At 70.7% G+C, this 12,801-nt stretch carries 15 protein-coding genes; 7 read left to right on the top strand and 8 right to left on the bottom strand.

The features are described 5' to 3' along the window. The first annotated feature begins 11 nt into the window (after positions 1 to 11). A complete protein-coding gene (trpD, locus tag OHA21_RS47580; protein ID WP_328466933.1) occupies positions 12 to 1,070 on the top strand; it encodes an anthranilate phosphoribosyltransferase in 1,059 nt (352 codons plus the stop codon). 114 nt (positions 1,071 to 1,184) lie between these two features. Further along, entirely contained in the window at positions 1,185 to 1,394 is a 210-nt protein-coding gene (locus OHA21_RS47575) for a hypothetical protein (RefSeq protein WP_328466931.1), read from the top strand. Positions 1,395 to 1,448: 54 nt separating this feature from the next. Here the strand turns inward: OHA21_RS47575 and OHA21_RS47570 are convergent, their stop codons facing one another. After that, positions 1,449 to 1,907, bottom strand: coding sequence for a cytochrome c oxidase subunit 4 (locus OHA21_RS47570; protein WP_328466929.1), 459 nt, complete (start codon positions 1,905 to 1,907; stop codon positions 1,449 to 1,451). Positions 1,908 to 1,917: 10 nt separating this feature from the next. Next, positions 1,918 to 2,853, bottom strand: a complete 936-nt coding sequence (gene ctaC / locus OHA21_RS47565; RefSeq protein ID WP_328466927.1) for an aa3-type cytochrome oxidase subunit II — start codon at positions 2,851 to 2,853, stop codon at positions 1,918 to 1,920. 168 nt (positions 2,854 to 3,021) lie between these two features. On the opposite strand from ctaC, the gene OHA21_RS47560 reads away from it, so the two are divergent. Both OHA21_RS47560 and OHA21_RS47555 read left to right on the top strand, forming a co-directional pair. Next, positions 3,022 to 4,167: a cysteine desulfurase family protein gene (locus OHA21_RS47560; protein WP_328466925.1), complete on the top strand. Its 1,146-nt coding sequence runs from the start codon at positions 3,022 to 3,024 to the stop codon at positions 4,165 to 4,167. Continuing rightward, positions 4,164 to 4,373, top strand: coding sequence for a sulfurtransferase TusA family protein (locus tag OHA21_RS47555; RefSeq protein ID WP_328478970.1), 210 nt, complete (start codon positions 4,164 to 4,166; stop codon positions 4,371 to 4,373). Before OHA21_RS47560 ends, OHA21_RS47555 begins: the two co-directional genes overlap by 4 nt. Here the strand turns inward: OHA21_RS47555 and OHA21_RS47550 are convergent. From OHA21_RS47550 to OHA21_RS47535, 4 genes are all read right to left on the bottom strand, one after another. Next, positions 4,366 to 4,866, bottom strand: coding sequence for an AAA family ATPase (locus OHA21_RS47550; protein ID WP_328466923.1), 501 nt, complete (start codon positions 4,864 to 4,866; stop codon positions 4,366 to 4,368). The two genes, OHA21_RS47555 and OHA21_RS47550, sit on opposite strands and share 8 nt — an antisense overlap. Positions 4,867 to 4,874: 8 nt before the next feature. Then, the gene (locus OHA21_RS47545; RefSeq protein WP_328466921.1) at positions 4,875 to 5,852 is read right to left on the bottom strand and encodes a carbohydrate kinase family protein; all 978 of its coding nucleotides are present in this window, start codon (positions 5,850 to 5,852) and stop codon (positions 4,875 to 4,877) included. A gap of 112 nt (positions 5,853 to 5,964) precedes the next feature. After that, on the bottom strand, positions 5,965 to 6,333 hold the full coding sequence (erpA, locus tag OHA21_RS47540; RefSeq protein WP_328466919.1) for an iron-sulfur cluster insertion protein ErpA: 369 nt from the start codon (positions 6,331 to 6,333) through the stop codon (positions 5,965 to 5,967). Positions 6,334 to 6,422: 89 nt separating this feature from the next. Continuing rightward, the gene (locus OHA21_RS47535; protein ID WP_328466917.1) at positions 6,423 to 7,529 is read right to left on the bottom strand and encodes a glycerate kinase family protein; all 1,107 of its coding nucleotides are present in this window, start codon (positions 7,527 to 7,529) and stop codon (positions 6,423 to 6,425) included. A gap of 60 nt (positions 7,530 to 7,589) precedes the next feature. On the opposite strand from OHA21_RS47535, the gene nadA reads away from it, so the two are divergent. The 3 genes from nadA to OHA21_RS47520 all read left to right on the top strand — a co-directional run bounded on the left by nadA (position 7,590) and on the right by OHA21_RS47520 (position 11,044). Then, on the top strand, positions 7,590 to 8,768 hold the full coding sequence (gene nadA / locus OHA21_RS47530; RefSeq protein ID WP_328466915.1) for a quinolinate synthase NadA: 1,179 nt from the start codon (positions 7,590 to 7,592) through the stop codon (positions 8,766 to 8,768). A 206-nt stretch (positions 8,769 to 8,974) separates the two neighbouring features. Continuing rightward, a complete protein-coding gene (gene murA, locus OHA21_RS47525) occupies positions 8,975 to 10,330 on the top strand; it encodes a UDP-N-acetylglucosamine 1-carboxyvinyltransferase (RefSeq protein ID WP_328466913.1) in 1,356 nt (451 codons plus the stop codon). A gap of 87 nt (positions 10,331 to 10,417) precedes the next feature. Further along, the gene (locus OHA21_RS47520) at positions 10,418 to 11,044 is read left to right on the top strand and encodes a DUF3043 domain-containing protein (RefSeq protein WP_328466911.1); all 627 of its coding nucleotides are present in this window, start codon (positions 10,418 to 10,420) and stop codon (positions 11,042 to 11,044) included. A 562-nt stretch (positions 11,045 to 11,606) separates the two neighbouring features. Here OHA21_RS47520 and OHA21_RS47515 read toward each other — a convergent pair. Next, positions 11,607 to 11,915, bottom strand: coding sequence for an AzlD domain-containing protein (locus OHA21_RS47515; RefSeq protein WP_328466909.1), 309 nt, complete (start codon positions 11,913 to 11,915; stop codon positions 11,607 to 11,609). Then, positions 11,909 to 12,778: an AzlC family ABC transporter permease gene (locus tag OHA21_RS47510; protein WP_328466907.1), complete on the bottom strand. Its 870-nt coding sequence runs from the start codon at positions 12,776 to 12,778 to the stop codon at positions 11,909 to 11,911. The genes OHA21_RS47515 and OHA21_RS47510 overlap by 7 nt, the downstream gene beginning before the upstream one ends. Positions 12,779 to 12,801: the final 23 nt, after the last annotated feature.

Raw genomic sequence — 12,801 nt, 5'->3', positions numbered from 1 at the left:
AGGCTCCCACCATGGGCGCGCGTACCTGGCCGAACCTGACGAGTGCCCTGCTGCGCGGCGAGGAGCTCGCCACCGCGGACACCGCCTGGGCCATGGGCGAGATCATGGCCGGCAACGCGACCCCGGCGCAGATCGCCGGCTTCGCGGTGGCGATGCGCGCCAAGGGCGAGACGCCCGCCGAGCTGGCCGGCCTGGTGGAGGCGATGCTCGCCAACGCCACGCTGGTGACGCTGCCGGAGGAGACCCGCAACCGCGCGGTCGACGTGGTGGGCACCGGCGGGGACCGGGCGAACACGGTGAACATCTCGACGATGGCGGCGGTCGTCACGGCCGCCGCCGGGGTCACCGTGGTGAAGCACGGCAACCGTTCGGCCTCGTCCACCACCGGCACCGCCGACCTGCTGGAGCACTTCGGCATCCCGCTGGACCTGGGGCCGGCCGGGGTGGCCCGGACGGTCGAGGAGGCCGGGATCGGCTTCTGCTTCGCGGCCCGCTACCACCCGGGCATGCGGCACGCCGCGGTGACCCGGCGTGAGCTGGGCGTCCCGACGTTCTTCAACATGCTCGGCCCGCTGACCAACCCGGCCCGGCCCACCTCGGCCGCGGTCGGCTGCTTCGAGCCGCGGATGGCACCGGTGATGGCCGAGGTCTTCGCCCAGCGCGGCGACTCGGCGCTGGTGATGCGCGGCGAGGACGGGCTGGACGAGTTCACCACCGCCGCGCCGACCCGGGTCTGGGTGGCCCGCCAGGGCAAGGTGGAGGAGCTGCTGATCGACTCGGTGGAGCTGGGCCTCCCCCGGAGCGCGCCGGACGCGCTGCGCGGCGGGGACGCGGCCTTCAACGCGGACGTGGCCCGGCGGACCTTCGCCGGCGAGACCGGCCCGGTGCGGGACGCGGTGGTGCTCAACGCGGCGGCCGCCTTCGCCGCGCAGAGCGGCTTCCCCGGCGACATCATGGACACGCTGCGGGCCGGAATAGCCAAGGCCCAGGAGACGATCGACTCCGGTGCCGTGACGGCTCAGCTGGAGCGCTGGGTGGCCGCAGCGCAGGCTGCCAAGGCCGCCGAGTAAGCAAAAAACCCGCCAACACGCCGAAGGCAATGCCCGACAACGTCCGATTTACGTGGCAGCGTCACTGTCTGAGAGACATTCGGGTAAATCCACCTTCCGGCGAAGGAGACACCCGTGCCAGAACGTGAACTGCGCTGTGTCATCTGCGACGGCGACATGCTCTTCGAGGTCCCGCCCTGCGGCGACGGCCACGACGAGTGTCCCGAACTCGTCTGCACCCGCTGCGGTGCGGCCGAGGTGGTGGCGCCGATCGTCGTACATCTCTGGTTGAAGCCGGACGGCGGCCGGCGCCGCGTGGCGCCGCAACAACGCCGCGCCGCCTGACAAGCACGAAGCCCGCCTCCCCTCGGGGGATGCGGGCTTCGTCGCGTCAGATACTCAATGCTCGGCGGTGTGCCGTGTGCCGCTGTAGTACTCGAACAGCAGGCCGCAGGACGCGAAGATCACGCAGATCAGGCCGAACGCGAGCAGCCACCACATCCAGAACACCAGGCCGATGCCGGCCACCGACGCGGCCAGCGCGATACCGAACGGCCAGTAGCTGCCCGGGCTGAAGAAGCCGACCTCGCCGGCGCCCTCAGCGATCTCGCCGTCCTCCCGGTCCTCCGGCCGCAGGTCGATGCGGCGGGCGACGAACCAGAAGAAGCCACCGCACATCGCGCACAGCAGGCCGGAGAGGATCAGGGCCACGGTGCCGACCCACTCGACGCCGCCCTGATATCCGTCCGCATCGGTGCCGGAGATGTTGGCGCTGCCGGCCGTGTAGAAGCCGTAGACGGTGGCCGCGCCGAAGAGGAACACGGCGACGCCGAGGAAGATCTTGTATTCGGTCCGCACGTCGTGGCTCCTACTTCCCTGCGGCTTGGTTCTCGGGCTGGTTCCAGCTGCTCGACTGGCGCCGGGTGTCGAACGGCTGCGTGGTCGTCGCGTACGCCTGGTCGCCGGTGAAACCGATGGCTTCCATGGCCTGCTGCGTCGACGCGCCGTCCACCTTGGCCTTGAGGAAGGTGTCGAACCTGTCCGGCGAGACCACGACCAGCTCGAAGTTCATGAACGCGTGGTAGGTGCCGCACAGCTCGGCGCACCGGCCGACGTAGCGGCCCTCACGGTCGAGAGTGACCTCGAAGACGTTGCGGACGCTGCCCGGGAAGACGTCCCGCTTGAACAGCATCTCCGGCACCCAGAACGAGTGGATGACGTCGGCGCTGGTCTCCTCGAAGCGGATCTTCTCGCCGACCGGCAGGACCAGCAGCGGGATCACGTCCGAGGAGCCGACGGTCGACGCGACCGTCCCGGCCTCGCGGCCCATGCCGTCCTGGTAGTTGAACTGCCAGTTCCACTTGAAAGCGACGACCTCGACGACCTGGTCCGGGTTCTTCGACAGCTTGTCGACACTGGTCTGCACGATCGCGGTGTAGTAGAAGAGCACCGCGACGATCAGGACCGGCGTGACCGTGTAGAGGATCTCCATCGGCATGTTGAACCGGGTCTGCACGGGCAGCTCTTCGCCACGCTTGCGATACCGGATGATGCACCAGAAGATCAGGCCCCACACTCCGAAGCCGACCACCAGGGCCGCGATCGTCGCCGCGATCCACAGGTCGTACATCTCGTGGGCCTGCAGCGTGATGCCCCGGCCGGGCCAGCCGAAGTGCCCGAAGGCGCTGCCCCAGTCCTCAACCGAACAACCCGTCAGCAGCGTCAGCAGCGTCGCACCGCCGAGACCCAGCCCGGCCGCCCGGCCTACTGCCCGCGGCCGTGTGGCCGAACTCCTTGCGCCCACCTGCTTCTGCCTCCTTAGCAGCGCCGCCTGCCCCCAAAACCGGACACCTGGCGGCAAGGCTCACCGACGGTCGCACACTACTCGACCAAGCCCGAGCAGCCCGTCACCGGGGGGCTCTCGCCGGCCTACGACGAAACACCCGGACAACCGGACGATACCGTTCCCTGTGTGGATTACACAGGCGATCCGGCCGGGGCGACGGTTTACCTGGACGCCGCGAGCGCGGCTCCACTGCATCCGGTGGCCCGGGAAGCCCTGCTCGCGTCCCTTGCGGACGGCTGGGCGGACCCGGCACGTCTCTACGCGGCCGGGCGGCGGGCCCAGCAGCTGCACGAGGCAGCCACCGCGGTGGTTGCGGAGATCCTGGGCGTACGCGCGGACGAGCTCAGTTTCTGGCCATCCGGTACGGCCGCCGCGCAGGCCGCCGTGCTGGGCGGCCTGGCCGGGCGCAAACGGGCCGGCCGCACCCTGGTCCACTCGGCGATCGAACACTCCGCCGTCCTGCACGCCGCCCGCACGGCTGAGGCCACTGAGGTCGGTGTGGACCAGCGGGGCCGGCTCGACCTGGACGGCTGGGCGGCAGCGGTCGCGGTGCCCGGGGTGGCCCTGGCCAGCCTGATCAGCGCCAGTCACGAGGCTGGAACGGTCCAACCGGTGGCCGCCGCTGCCGCGCACTGCGCGGAGGCGGGGGTGCCGCTCTTCGTGGACGCCGCGCAGACGGTGGGGCGGATGCCCGCACCCCCGGGTTGGTCTCTGCTGAGCGCCAGCGCGCACAAGTGGGGTGGCCCGCCGGGGGTCGGCGTGCTGGTGATCCGCAAAAGTGTGCGGTGGATCTCCCCGTACCCGCAGGATGATTCTTATCGCCCGCGCCCGCAGGGCGCGCCGGACCTGCCGGCGATCGTCGCCGCGGCGGCCTCGCTGCGTGCCGTCACGGCCGAGGCCGAGGCCGAGGCGGTCCGGCTGAGCGCGCTGGTCGACCGGATCCGCGAGCGGGTGGCGGCGACCGTGCCGGACGTCGAGATCGTCGGCGACCCGGTCGACCGGCTGCCGCACCTGGTCACGTTCAGCTGCCTGTACGTGGACGGCGAGGCGCTGCTGCACGCCCTGGACCGGCACGGGTTCGCGGTCTCGTCCGGATCCTCGTGCACCTCGTCCACGCTGCGCCCCAGCCACGTCCTGGAGGCGATGGGGGTGCTGAGCCACGGCAACGTCCGGGTCTCGCTGCACCGCGGCACCACCGGGGCGGAGGTGGACCGGTTCCTCGCGGTCCTGCCCGAGGTGGTCGCCGGGATCCGGAAGGAGGCCGGGTTCTGATCACCCTGGACTGTCTCGGTCAGCGCTGCCCGCTGCCGGTGATCAAGCTGGCCAAGGCCGTCCCGGGGGTGGCGGTCGGCGAGATCGTCCGGGTGCTCGCGGACGACCCGGCCGCGGCCAACGACATTCCCGCCTGGTGCCGCATGAAGGGGCAGGAGTTCGTCGCCGGCCACGGCCACACGTTCGACGTCCGCAGGATCACGTGAGGTAACTGAGCACCTGCGGGACGGGTTCCTTGGCCAGGAACGTGTCGACGACCAGGCGCGGCCCTAGGTAGGGCTCGTACTCGGCCTGGCGTTCCAGGACGCGCACCCAGTCCGGGATGCCCTCGTGGTCGCGGGACGCGTACCGGGCCTCGACGCGGCGGCGGTGCTCGGCGTCGTCGCCACAGATCACCTCGACCACGCGCAGCGGCACCTGCATCCGCTCGGCCAGGTCGATCCAGAGCTCGCGGGCCGCCCGCACCGGGTTGACCGCGTCGATGATCACGTGATGGCCGATCCGCAGCTGCTCCTCGGCGAGCGCGGCGACCACCCCGTAGGCGGCGTAGCCGGGACGTGGCTCGTGCACCCCGTACCGCTGCATCGTGAAGTCGACGGTGTCGACGGCCAGGACCGCCGCGGGCAGCTCAGCGGCGACCTGGCCGGCGAGGGTGCTCTTGCCGACGCCGGGCAGGCCGGCGAAAACCGCGAGAACCATGCTGTGCGTCAGGCCGGGAGGAACGGCGCGATCTCGGCAGCGGCCTCATCCCCGTACGCGGTGGCGAGGCGCTTCGTGAAGTCGGCGGGCCGGATGTCGTACTCCTGGGTGCCGACGGTCTCCAGGACCAGGGCGGCGACCAGCGAACCCACCTGCGCGGAACGCTCCAGGCTCAGGCCCCAGGAGACACCGGCGAAGAAACCGGCCCGGAAGCCGTCGCCGACGCCGGTCGGGTCCTCACCGATCACGCCCGGGATGACCGGCACGTGGATCCGCCCGATCTCCCGCCCGGTGATCTCCACGCCGTCCTTGCCGAGCGTGGTGACCCGGACCTTCACCTGGTCCAGCACCTGCTCCGAGGTGAGGCCGGCCTTGGTCTCCAGCAGGGAGCGCTCGTACTCGTTGGTGAGCAGGTACTCCGCGCCGCTGATCAGGCTCAGCACGTCGGAGCCGTCCATCCGGGCGAGCTGCTGCGAGGGGTCGGCGGCGAACGCGTACCCCCGGGTGCGGCACTCCTCGGAGTGCCGGATCATCGCGGCCGGGTCGTTGGCCCCGACCAGCACCAGGTCCAGCCCGCCGGAGCGCTCGTTGACCGGGGCGAGCTCGATGTTGCGGGCCTCGGCCATCGCGCCGGCGTAGAACGAGGCGATCTGATTCAGGTCGTCGTCGGTGGTGCAGACGAACCGGGCGGTGTGCGCCACGTCGCTGATGTGCACCGAGTCGCAGTCCACCCCGTGCCGCTCGAGCCAGGACCGGTAGTCGGCGAAGTCGGCGCCGACCGCGCCGACCAGGATCGGCCGCAGACCCAGCTTGCCCATCCCGAAGGCGATGTTGGGAGCCACGCCACCGCGCCGGACCACCAGGTCGTCGACGAGGAACGACAGCGAGACCTTGTGCAGCTGGTCGGCGATGAGCTGCTCGGCGAACTTGCCGGGGAAGTGCATCAGGTGGTCGGTGGCGATCGAGCCGGTGACGGCGATCTTCATTTCGGCCCTCGGGGTCGGGGAACAGGGGGCGTTACGGCTTGAGACTACCGGTCGGTTACAGCAGGCAGGCCGCCCCGTTTAACGGGACGGCCTGTCTGGAAGTTGCTGCGACTCAGTGGAACGAGTCACCACACGCGCAGGAGTTCTGCGCGTTCGGGTTGTCGATGGTGAAGCCCTGAGCGTCGATCCGGTCGGCGAAGTCGATGGTGGCACCCGCGAGGTAAGGCGCGGACATCCGGTCCACCACGACCTCGACACCACCGAAGTCGGACACCACGTCGCCGTCGAGCGAACGCTCGTCGAAGAACAGCTGGTAGCGCAGGCCGGAGCAGCCACCGGGCTGTACGGCGATGCGCAGGCGCAGGTCGTCGCGCCCTTCCTGCTCGATCAGGGCCTTGACCTTCACCGCGGCGACGTCGGTGAGGATGACGCCGGTCGGGGCGGTCGCCTCGGTCGACTCGGTGTGCGCTTCAGTGGTCACTAGGTATCTCCCTGCCAGGTGCGGTCATGTGCCGTACAGGCCAACGCTAACCCCAATCCTCAGGATTCCCAATCCGGGGGAAGTACAGATCACCTGCTCCACTGCTCAGCCAGTCCACGGGCTAGTTCCCGCAGGCCGCGAGCGGGTTCGGCGAGCGCCTTCTCGACCGAACCGAAATGTTCGACGAGGGTGTGCGTCTCGGTCACCCCGGCGGCCGCGGCCTCCCGGTAGCCGGTCTCGTTGCGCCCGGCGAGCACCACGCACGGCAGACCACGGTCGCGGGCGCCGGCCGCGATCCCGGCCACCACCTTGCCGCGCAGCGACTGGTGGTCGAAGGACCCTTCGCCGGTGATCACCAGGTCGGCTGTGTCCAGCTCGGCGTCCAGCCCGATCAAATTCGTGACCAGGTTGATACCCGAGGTCACCCGGCCACCGAGAGCGATCAGCGCGGCGCCGATCCCGCCGGCTGCGCCGCCACCCGGCACCGAGGCCAGGTCGCTGATTCCGAACGCCTTCTCCAGGACGCCGGCGAAGTGCTCCAGCGCGGCGTCCAACCGCAGAACCTGCTCGCGCGAGGCGCCCTTCTGCGGGCCGAAGACGTTACTGGCGCCGTGCAGGCCGGTCAGCGGATTGTCCACGTCCGTCGCCGCGACCAGCCGGACCTGCCGCAGCTGGGGCACGCCGGCCATGGCGGTCGCGGTGATCAGGGCGCCTCCGCCGTACGGCAGCGCGTACCCGGCCGCGTCGACCGGGCCGGCGCCGAGGGCGGCGAGCATCCCGGCGCCGGCGTCGTTCACCGCTGAACCGCCGAGGCCGACGACGATCTCGCCCGCGCCCGATTCGACCGCCGCGGCGACAAGCAGGCCTAGGCCGTACGAAGAAGTGGTTTCCGGGTTGCGCTCCTGGAGCGTCAGCAGGTGCAGGCCGCAGGCCTGGGCGCTCTCCACGTAGGCGGTCCCGCCGGCCAGCAGGATCTCCCCCTGCGCGGGCCGGCCCAACGGGTCGGTGGTGGCCACCGGGATCCGGCGGCCGTCCAGCGCGGTGGCCAGGACCTCGACGAAGCCGGGACCACCGTCGGCGAGCGGGCGCTGGACCAGCACGTCATCGGGGACGGACCAGCCGTCGGCGACAGCCTGGGCGACAGCGGGGGCGGAGAGGGTGCCGGCGAACTTGTCCGGACAGATCAGTACGCGCACCCCGCGAGTGTGGCAGCCCACTTTCCGGGGCGCAGCTACCGTCCCAGCCCTTGTGCGACGATGGCGGGCGTGACGTCGACCTGGACCGAACCCTCGAACACCCCGCTCAGCCTGCTGCTGCTGGGCAAGGGCACCGACCCGGCGAGCGAGCGGGGCGTGGACTGCCCCGGCGATCTGCCCGCACCCAGCGACCCGGACCTGGTGGCCCGGGCGACGGCTGCCAAGGCGGCCCTCGGCTCCCGGGTGTTCGTGCTCGGACACCACTACCAGCGCGACGAGGTCATCCAGTTCGCCGATGTCACCGGCGACTCGTTCAAGCTGGCCCAGCAGGCCGCGGCCCGGCCGGACGCGGAGTTCATCGTCTTCTGCGGCGTGCACTTCATGGCCGAGAGCGCGGACATCCTGACCACGCCGTCGCAGCGCGTCATCCTCCCCGACCTGGCGGCCGGCTGCTCGATGGCCGACATGGCGGTGCTCGGGCAGGTGGAGACGGCCTGGGAGCACTTCGAGGACCTGGGCATCGCGAACGACATCGTCCCGGTGACGTACATGAACTCCTCCGCCGACATCAAGGGCTTCGTCGGCCGCAACAAGGGCGTGGTCTGCACCTCGTCGAACGCGAAGCGGGCCCTGACCTGGTCGTTCGAGCAGGGTTCGAAGGTGTTCTTCCTGCCCGACCAGCACCTGGGCCGCAACACCGCGGTGCTCGAGATGGGCTTCGAGCTGGACGACTGCGTGCTCTACGACCCGCACAAGCCGAACGGCGGGCTCACCGACGAGGAGCTGCGCAACGCCCGGATGATCCTGTGGCGCGGACACTGCTCGGTGCACGGCCGGTTCACCCTCGACAGCGTCCGTGAGGTCCGCGAGCGGGTGCCGGGCGTCAACGTCCTGGTGCACCCGGAGTGCCGGCACGACGTGGTCCGGGCCGCCGACTACGTCGGCTCCACCGAATACATCATCAAGGCCCTGGACGCCGCGCCGTCCGGTTCGGCCTGGGCGGTCGGGACAGAGCTCAATCTGGTACGCCGGCTCGCGCTCGCCCACCCCGACAAGCAGATCATGTTCCTCGACCGGACGGTCTGTTACTGCTCGACGATGAACCGGATCGACCTGCCCCACCTGGTCTGGGCGCTGGAGGAACTGGTCGCCGGCCGCGTGCCGAACGTCATCACCGTCGACGAGAAGACCGCGCACGAGGCCCGGGTCGCGCTCGACCAGATGCTCGCCCTGCCGTAACTCTGTGTAGTCAGTTGAATCCATCCGCTCGGAGGATTCTTTAAGACTGCCTTAGTCATGACCCTTTGACGGCGTTTCACGCCTCGCCACGGCTGCCGTGGTTGTCACTCAGCGCTATGCTTCCCCGGTTGCAGAATCGGGTACCCCCGCCCGCGCTCTGCTTATCCGATCACCGGGCGTCCCGCGCCCGCCGGCTGGAGGTTACGTTGACCGACGATGTCCTGATCGTGCACGGCGGTACGCCGCTGCAGGGTCAGATCCGCGTCCGTGGCGCCAAGAACCTCGTCTCCAAGGCGATGGTCGCCGCCCTGCTGGGCGAGTCACCGAGCCGCTTGTTCGACGTTCCGCGCATCCGCGACGTCGAGGTCGTCCGTGGTCTGCTCGAGCTGCACGGGGTGAAGGTCTCCGACGGCGCCGAGGACGGCGAACTGGTGATGGACCCCACGAACGTGGAGTCCGCCAGCACCGACGAGATCAACGTGCACGCCGGCTCCAGCCGCATCCCGATCCTGCTCTGCGGCCCGCTGCTGCACCGGCTCGGCCACGCGTTCATCCCGGACCTCGGCGGCTGCCACATCGGCCCGCGGCCCATCGACTTCCACATCAAGGCGCTGCGCGAGTTCGGCGCGGTCGTCGACAAGTCGCCCGAGGGCATGCACCTGAGCGCTCCGAACGGGCTGCACGGCGCCAAGCTGGAACTGCCGTACCCGAGCGTCGGCGCCACCGAGCAGGTGCTGCTCACCGCGGTCCGCGCGGAGGGCGTCACCGAGCTGCGCAACGCGGCCATCGAGCCGGAGATCATCGACCTGATCTGCGTGCTGCAGAAGATGGGCGCGATCATCACGGTGCACACCGACCGGGTCATCGAGATCCAGGGCGTGCCCCGGCTGTACGGCTACGAGCACAAGCCGATCCCGGACCGCATCGAGGCGGCCAGTTGGGCCGCCGCCGCGCTCGCCACCCGTGGCGAGATCGAGGTCGTCGGCGCCCGCCAGGCCGACATGATGACGTTCCTGAACGTGTTCCGCTCCATCGGCGGCGAACTGAAGATCACCGACGACCGGGTGGCCCGCGACGGCGTGACCGGCGCCGAGGGCGGCATCAAGTTCTGGCACCCGGGCGGCGAGCTCAACGCCGTGGCCCTGGAGACCGACGTGCACCCCGGCTTCATGACCGACTGGCAGCAGCCGCTGGTGGTCGCCCTGACCCAGGCACGCGGCATCTCGATCATGCACGAGACCGTGTACGAGCAGCGGCTCGGCTACACCGACGCGCTCAACCAGATGGGCGCCACCATCCAGGTCTACCGGGACTGCCTCGGCGGCACCCCGTGCCGGTTCGGCCGCCGCAACTTCATGCACTCCGCGGTGATCGCCGGTCCGTCCAAGCTGCACGCCGCCGACCTGGTCATCCCCGACCTGCGGGCCGGTTTCGCGCACCTGATCGCGGCGCTCGCCGCCGAAGGCACCTCGCGGGTCTACGGCGTCGACCTGATCAAGCGCGGCTACGAGGACTTCGAGGCCAAGCTGGCCGCTCTGGGCGCCCACGTCGAGCGTCCCTGACGGTTTTCCCGCCGTTTCCCGCGGCAACTTTGTCTCGATCAACGGCGCGGTGTGTGGTGCACCGCGCCGTTTGGCTACGCTCGTTGCGTGTCCCCGCTGTTTCGCCGCAAGCCAGCCGATCTCGTCGAAGACGCCACCTCCTCGGTCGACCAGGAGGTGACCCCCACCACGCCCCGGCCCAAGAGCTACACACCCAGCAAGAAAGAGCTGGGTGTGGTCACTCCGAAACGGGTCAGCACCGGTCGCCGCGTGCAGGATCCCGCGCCGGCCAACCGCAAGGAGGCGTACAAGCAGCTCCGCGCCCGGCAGCGGGAGGAGCGCGCCGAGGCCGCCGAGGGCATGCGCAACGGTGACGAGCGTTACCTGCTGGCCCGCGACCGGGGCCCGGAGCGTTCCCTGGTCCGCGACATCGTCGACTCCCGCCGCACAGTCGGCTCCTGGTTCATCGGCGGCGCGGTGATCGTGCTGATCGGCTCGTCGGTGCCGAACCCGACGATTCAGTACATCAGCACGCTGATCTGGGCCTTCCTGGCGCTCGCCGTGCTGCTCGACAGCATTCTGATCGCTCGCAAGATCAAGCGGCTGGTCAAGGAGCGTTTCCCGGAGACCGGGCAGCGGATGGGGTCGCTCTATCTGTACGGGATCATGCGCGGCCTGACCTTCCGCCGGATGCGCGTCCCGAAGCCGAAGGTCGACCTCGGCACCAAGGTCTGACCTCTTCGCCGTCCGCGAAACAGCCCTGCCCGTCAGCCCGTTCCCCGCGGCTGACGGGCAGTGTCGTCTCAACCACTCCGTAGCAGCCCCCGCGGTCAACTGCAGTGCCCGGCTGACCGCCAGGGTCGCTTCCGGCCGCGCGAGGCAGCACTGGGCGTCAGCCCACACCCCTCGGCTGACCGCGAGCGTCCCTTCCCGCCGCAGGAAGCAGCACTGGACGTCAGCCCACACCCCCCGGCTGACCGCGAGCGTCCCTTCCCGCCGCAGGAAGCAGCACTGGACGTCAGCCCACACCCCCCGGCTGACCGCGACAGTCCCTTCCCGCCGCAGGAAGCAGCACTGGACGTCAGCCCACACCCCCCGGCTGACCGCGACAGTCCCTTCCCGCCGCAGGAAGCAGCACTGGACGTCAGCCCACACCCCCCGGCTGACCGCGACAGTCCCTTCCCGCCGCGGGAAGCAGCACTGGGCGTCAGCCCACACCCCCCGGCTGACCGCGAGCGTCCTTTCCGGCCGAGGGAAGCAGCACTGGGCGTCAGCCCGCGCTGTGGGCGGGGCGCGGTCAGGGGATGCCGGCGAGGCGGAGTAGCGCGGCTACGACGGCTGCGGCGATGACGACCACGACGAAGGGGGCCCGGCGCCAGGCCAGCAGGGCTCCGACCAGGACGCCGGCCGGGCGGGCCACGCCGGCGAACTCGGTGCCGGCCATCAGAGCGGCGGTTCCGGCCAGGGCGGCGAGGAGTGCGGCGGCTGCCATCGGCAGAAGGCGCTGCAGGGAGTCGGAGAGCTCCAGGCGGTCGCGGAGCACCACACCGCTGAGCCGCATGGCGTAGGTGCCGACGGCCAGGGCCAGGATCGCGGTGATCAGCATCGGGTCTCCTCTACGACGGAACCGGGCCCCGCCTGCGACGGCGCGGATGCGGATCCGGCCGCGGCAGCCGACGGATCCACAGCGGCCAACTGATCCGCGGTGGCACGCGGAGCTGCGGCGGCAGGCGGAGCCGCGGCGGCAGGCGGAGCCGCGGCGGCACGCGGAGCAGCGGCGGCACGCGGAGCAGCGGCGGGTGGAGCAGCGGGTGGGCGGCGCCGGGGGCGGACCAGCGCGAGCAGGCCGAGCAGGGCGCAGAGGACTGGCAGGCCGGCCGGGAGGAGCGGGGTGAGCAGGACTGCGATGGCTGCTCCGAGGAGGGCTACCCGGCGGGTGTCGCGGTCGCGCAGGGACGGCAGGATCAGGGCGATCAGGCCGGCCGGGAAGGCGGCGTCGAGGCCGAAGGCGTTCGGGTCGCCGGTGGCGCCGCCGAGGAGGACGCCGAGGACTACGCCGGTGTTCCAGGTTACGAAGAGGGTGGCGCCGACCAGCCAGTAGATGCGGCGGCGCTGGGCGGGGTCGGGTGCGGCGAGGGCGAACGCCACGGTTTCGTCGGTCATCAGGTGGCTGCCGATCAGCCGGTCCCGCCAGCGGGGGCCGATGGTGTCGGCCACGGCCAGGCCGAACGGGAGGTGCCGGGCGTTCAGCAGCAGGCCGGCGAGGACGGCGGCGAGCGGGTTGCCGGCGGCGAGCAGGCCGACGGCCAGGAACTGGGCGCCGCCCGCGAAGATCAGGACCGACATTGCGACGGGAACCCAGCTGGGTAGGCCGTACGCAATGGTGATGGCGCCGAAGGAAGCGCCCACCGCGAGTGTCGCTGCGGCCAGCGCGCCCACGTCCCGCAGTGTTCGTTTTAACGTCCCCATGGTTCGTTATGATGAACACGAAC

The sequence above is a fragment of the Actinoplanes sp. NBC_00393 genome (assembly GCF_036053395.1).
GTDB lineage: Bacteria > Actinomycetota > Actinomycetes > Mycobacteriales > Micromonosporaceae > Actinoplanes.
Note: the sequence above shows the minus strand (reverse complement) of the source record. Positions and strands in the feature narration are given on the sequence as shown.

Excerpts from the sequence above, each read along its gene's own strand:
- OHA21_RS47515 (WP_328466909.1), bottom strand. The coding sequence starts at position 11,915 with ATGCTGATCACCGCGATCCTGGCCCTGGCCGTCGGCACCTACGCCATG.
- OHA21_RS47550 (WP_328466923.1), bottom strand. The coding sequence starts at position 4,866 with ATGGTTCTCGCGGTTTTCGCCGGCCTGCCCGGCGTCGGCAAGAGCACC.
- trpD (WP_328466933.1), top strand. The coding sequence starts at position 12 with ATGGGCGCGCGTACCTGGCCGAACCTGACGAGTGCCCTGCTGCGCGGC.
- nadA (WP_328466915.1), top strand. The coding sequence starts at position 7,590 with ATGGCGGGCGTGACGTCGACCTGGACCGAACCCTCGAACACCCCGCTC.
- OHA21_RS47545 (WP_328466921.1), bottom strand. The coding sequence starts at position 5,852 with ATGAAGATCGCCGTCACCGGCTCGATCGCCACCGACCACCTGATGCAC.
- OHA21_RS47510 (WP_328466907.1), bottom strand. The coding sequence starts at position 12,778 with ATGGGGACGTTAAAACGAACACTGCGGGACGTGGGCGCGCTGGCCGCA.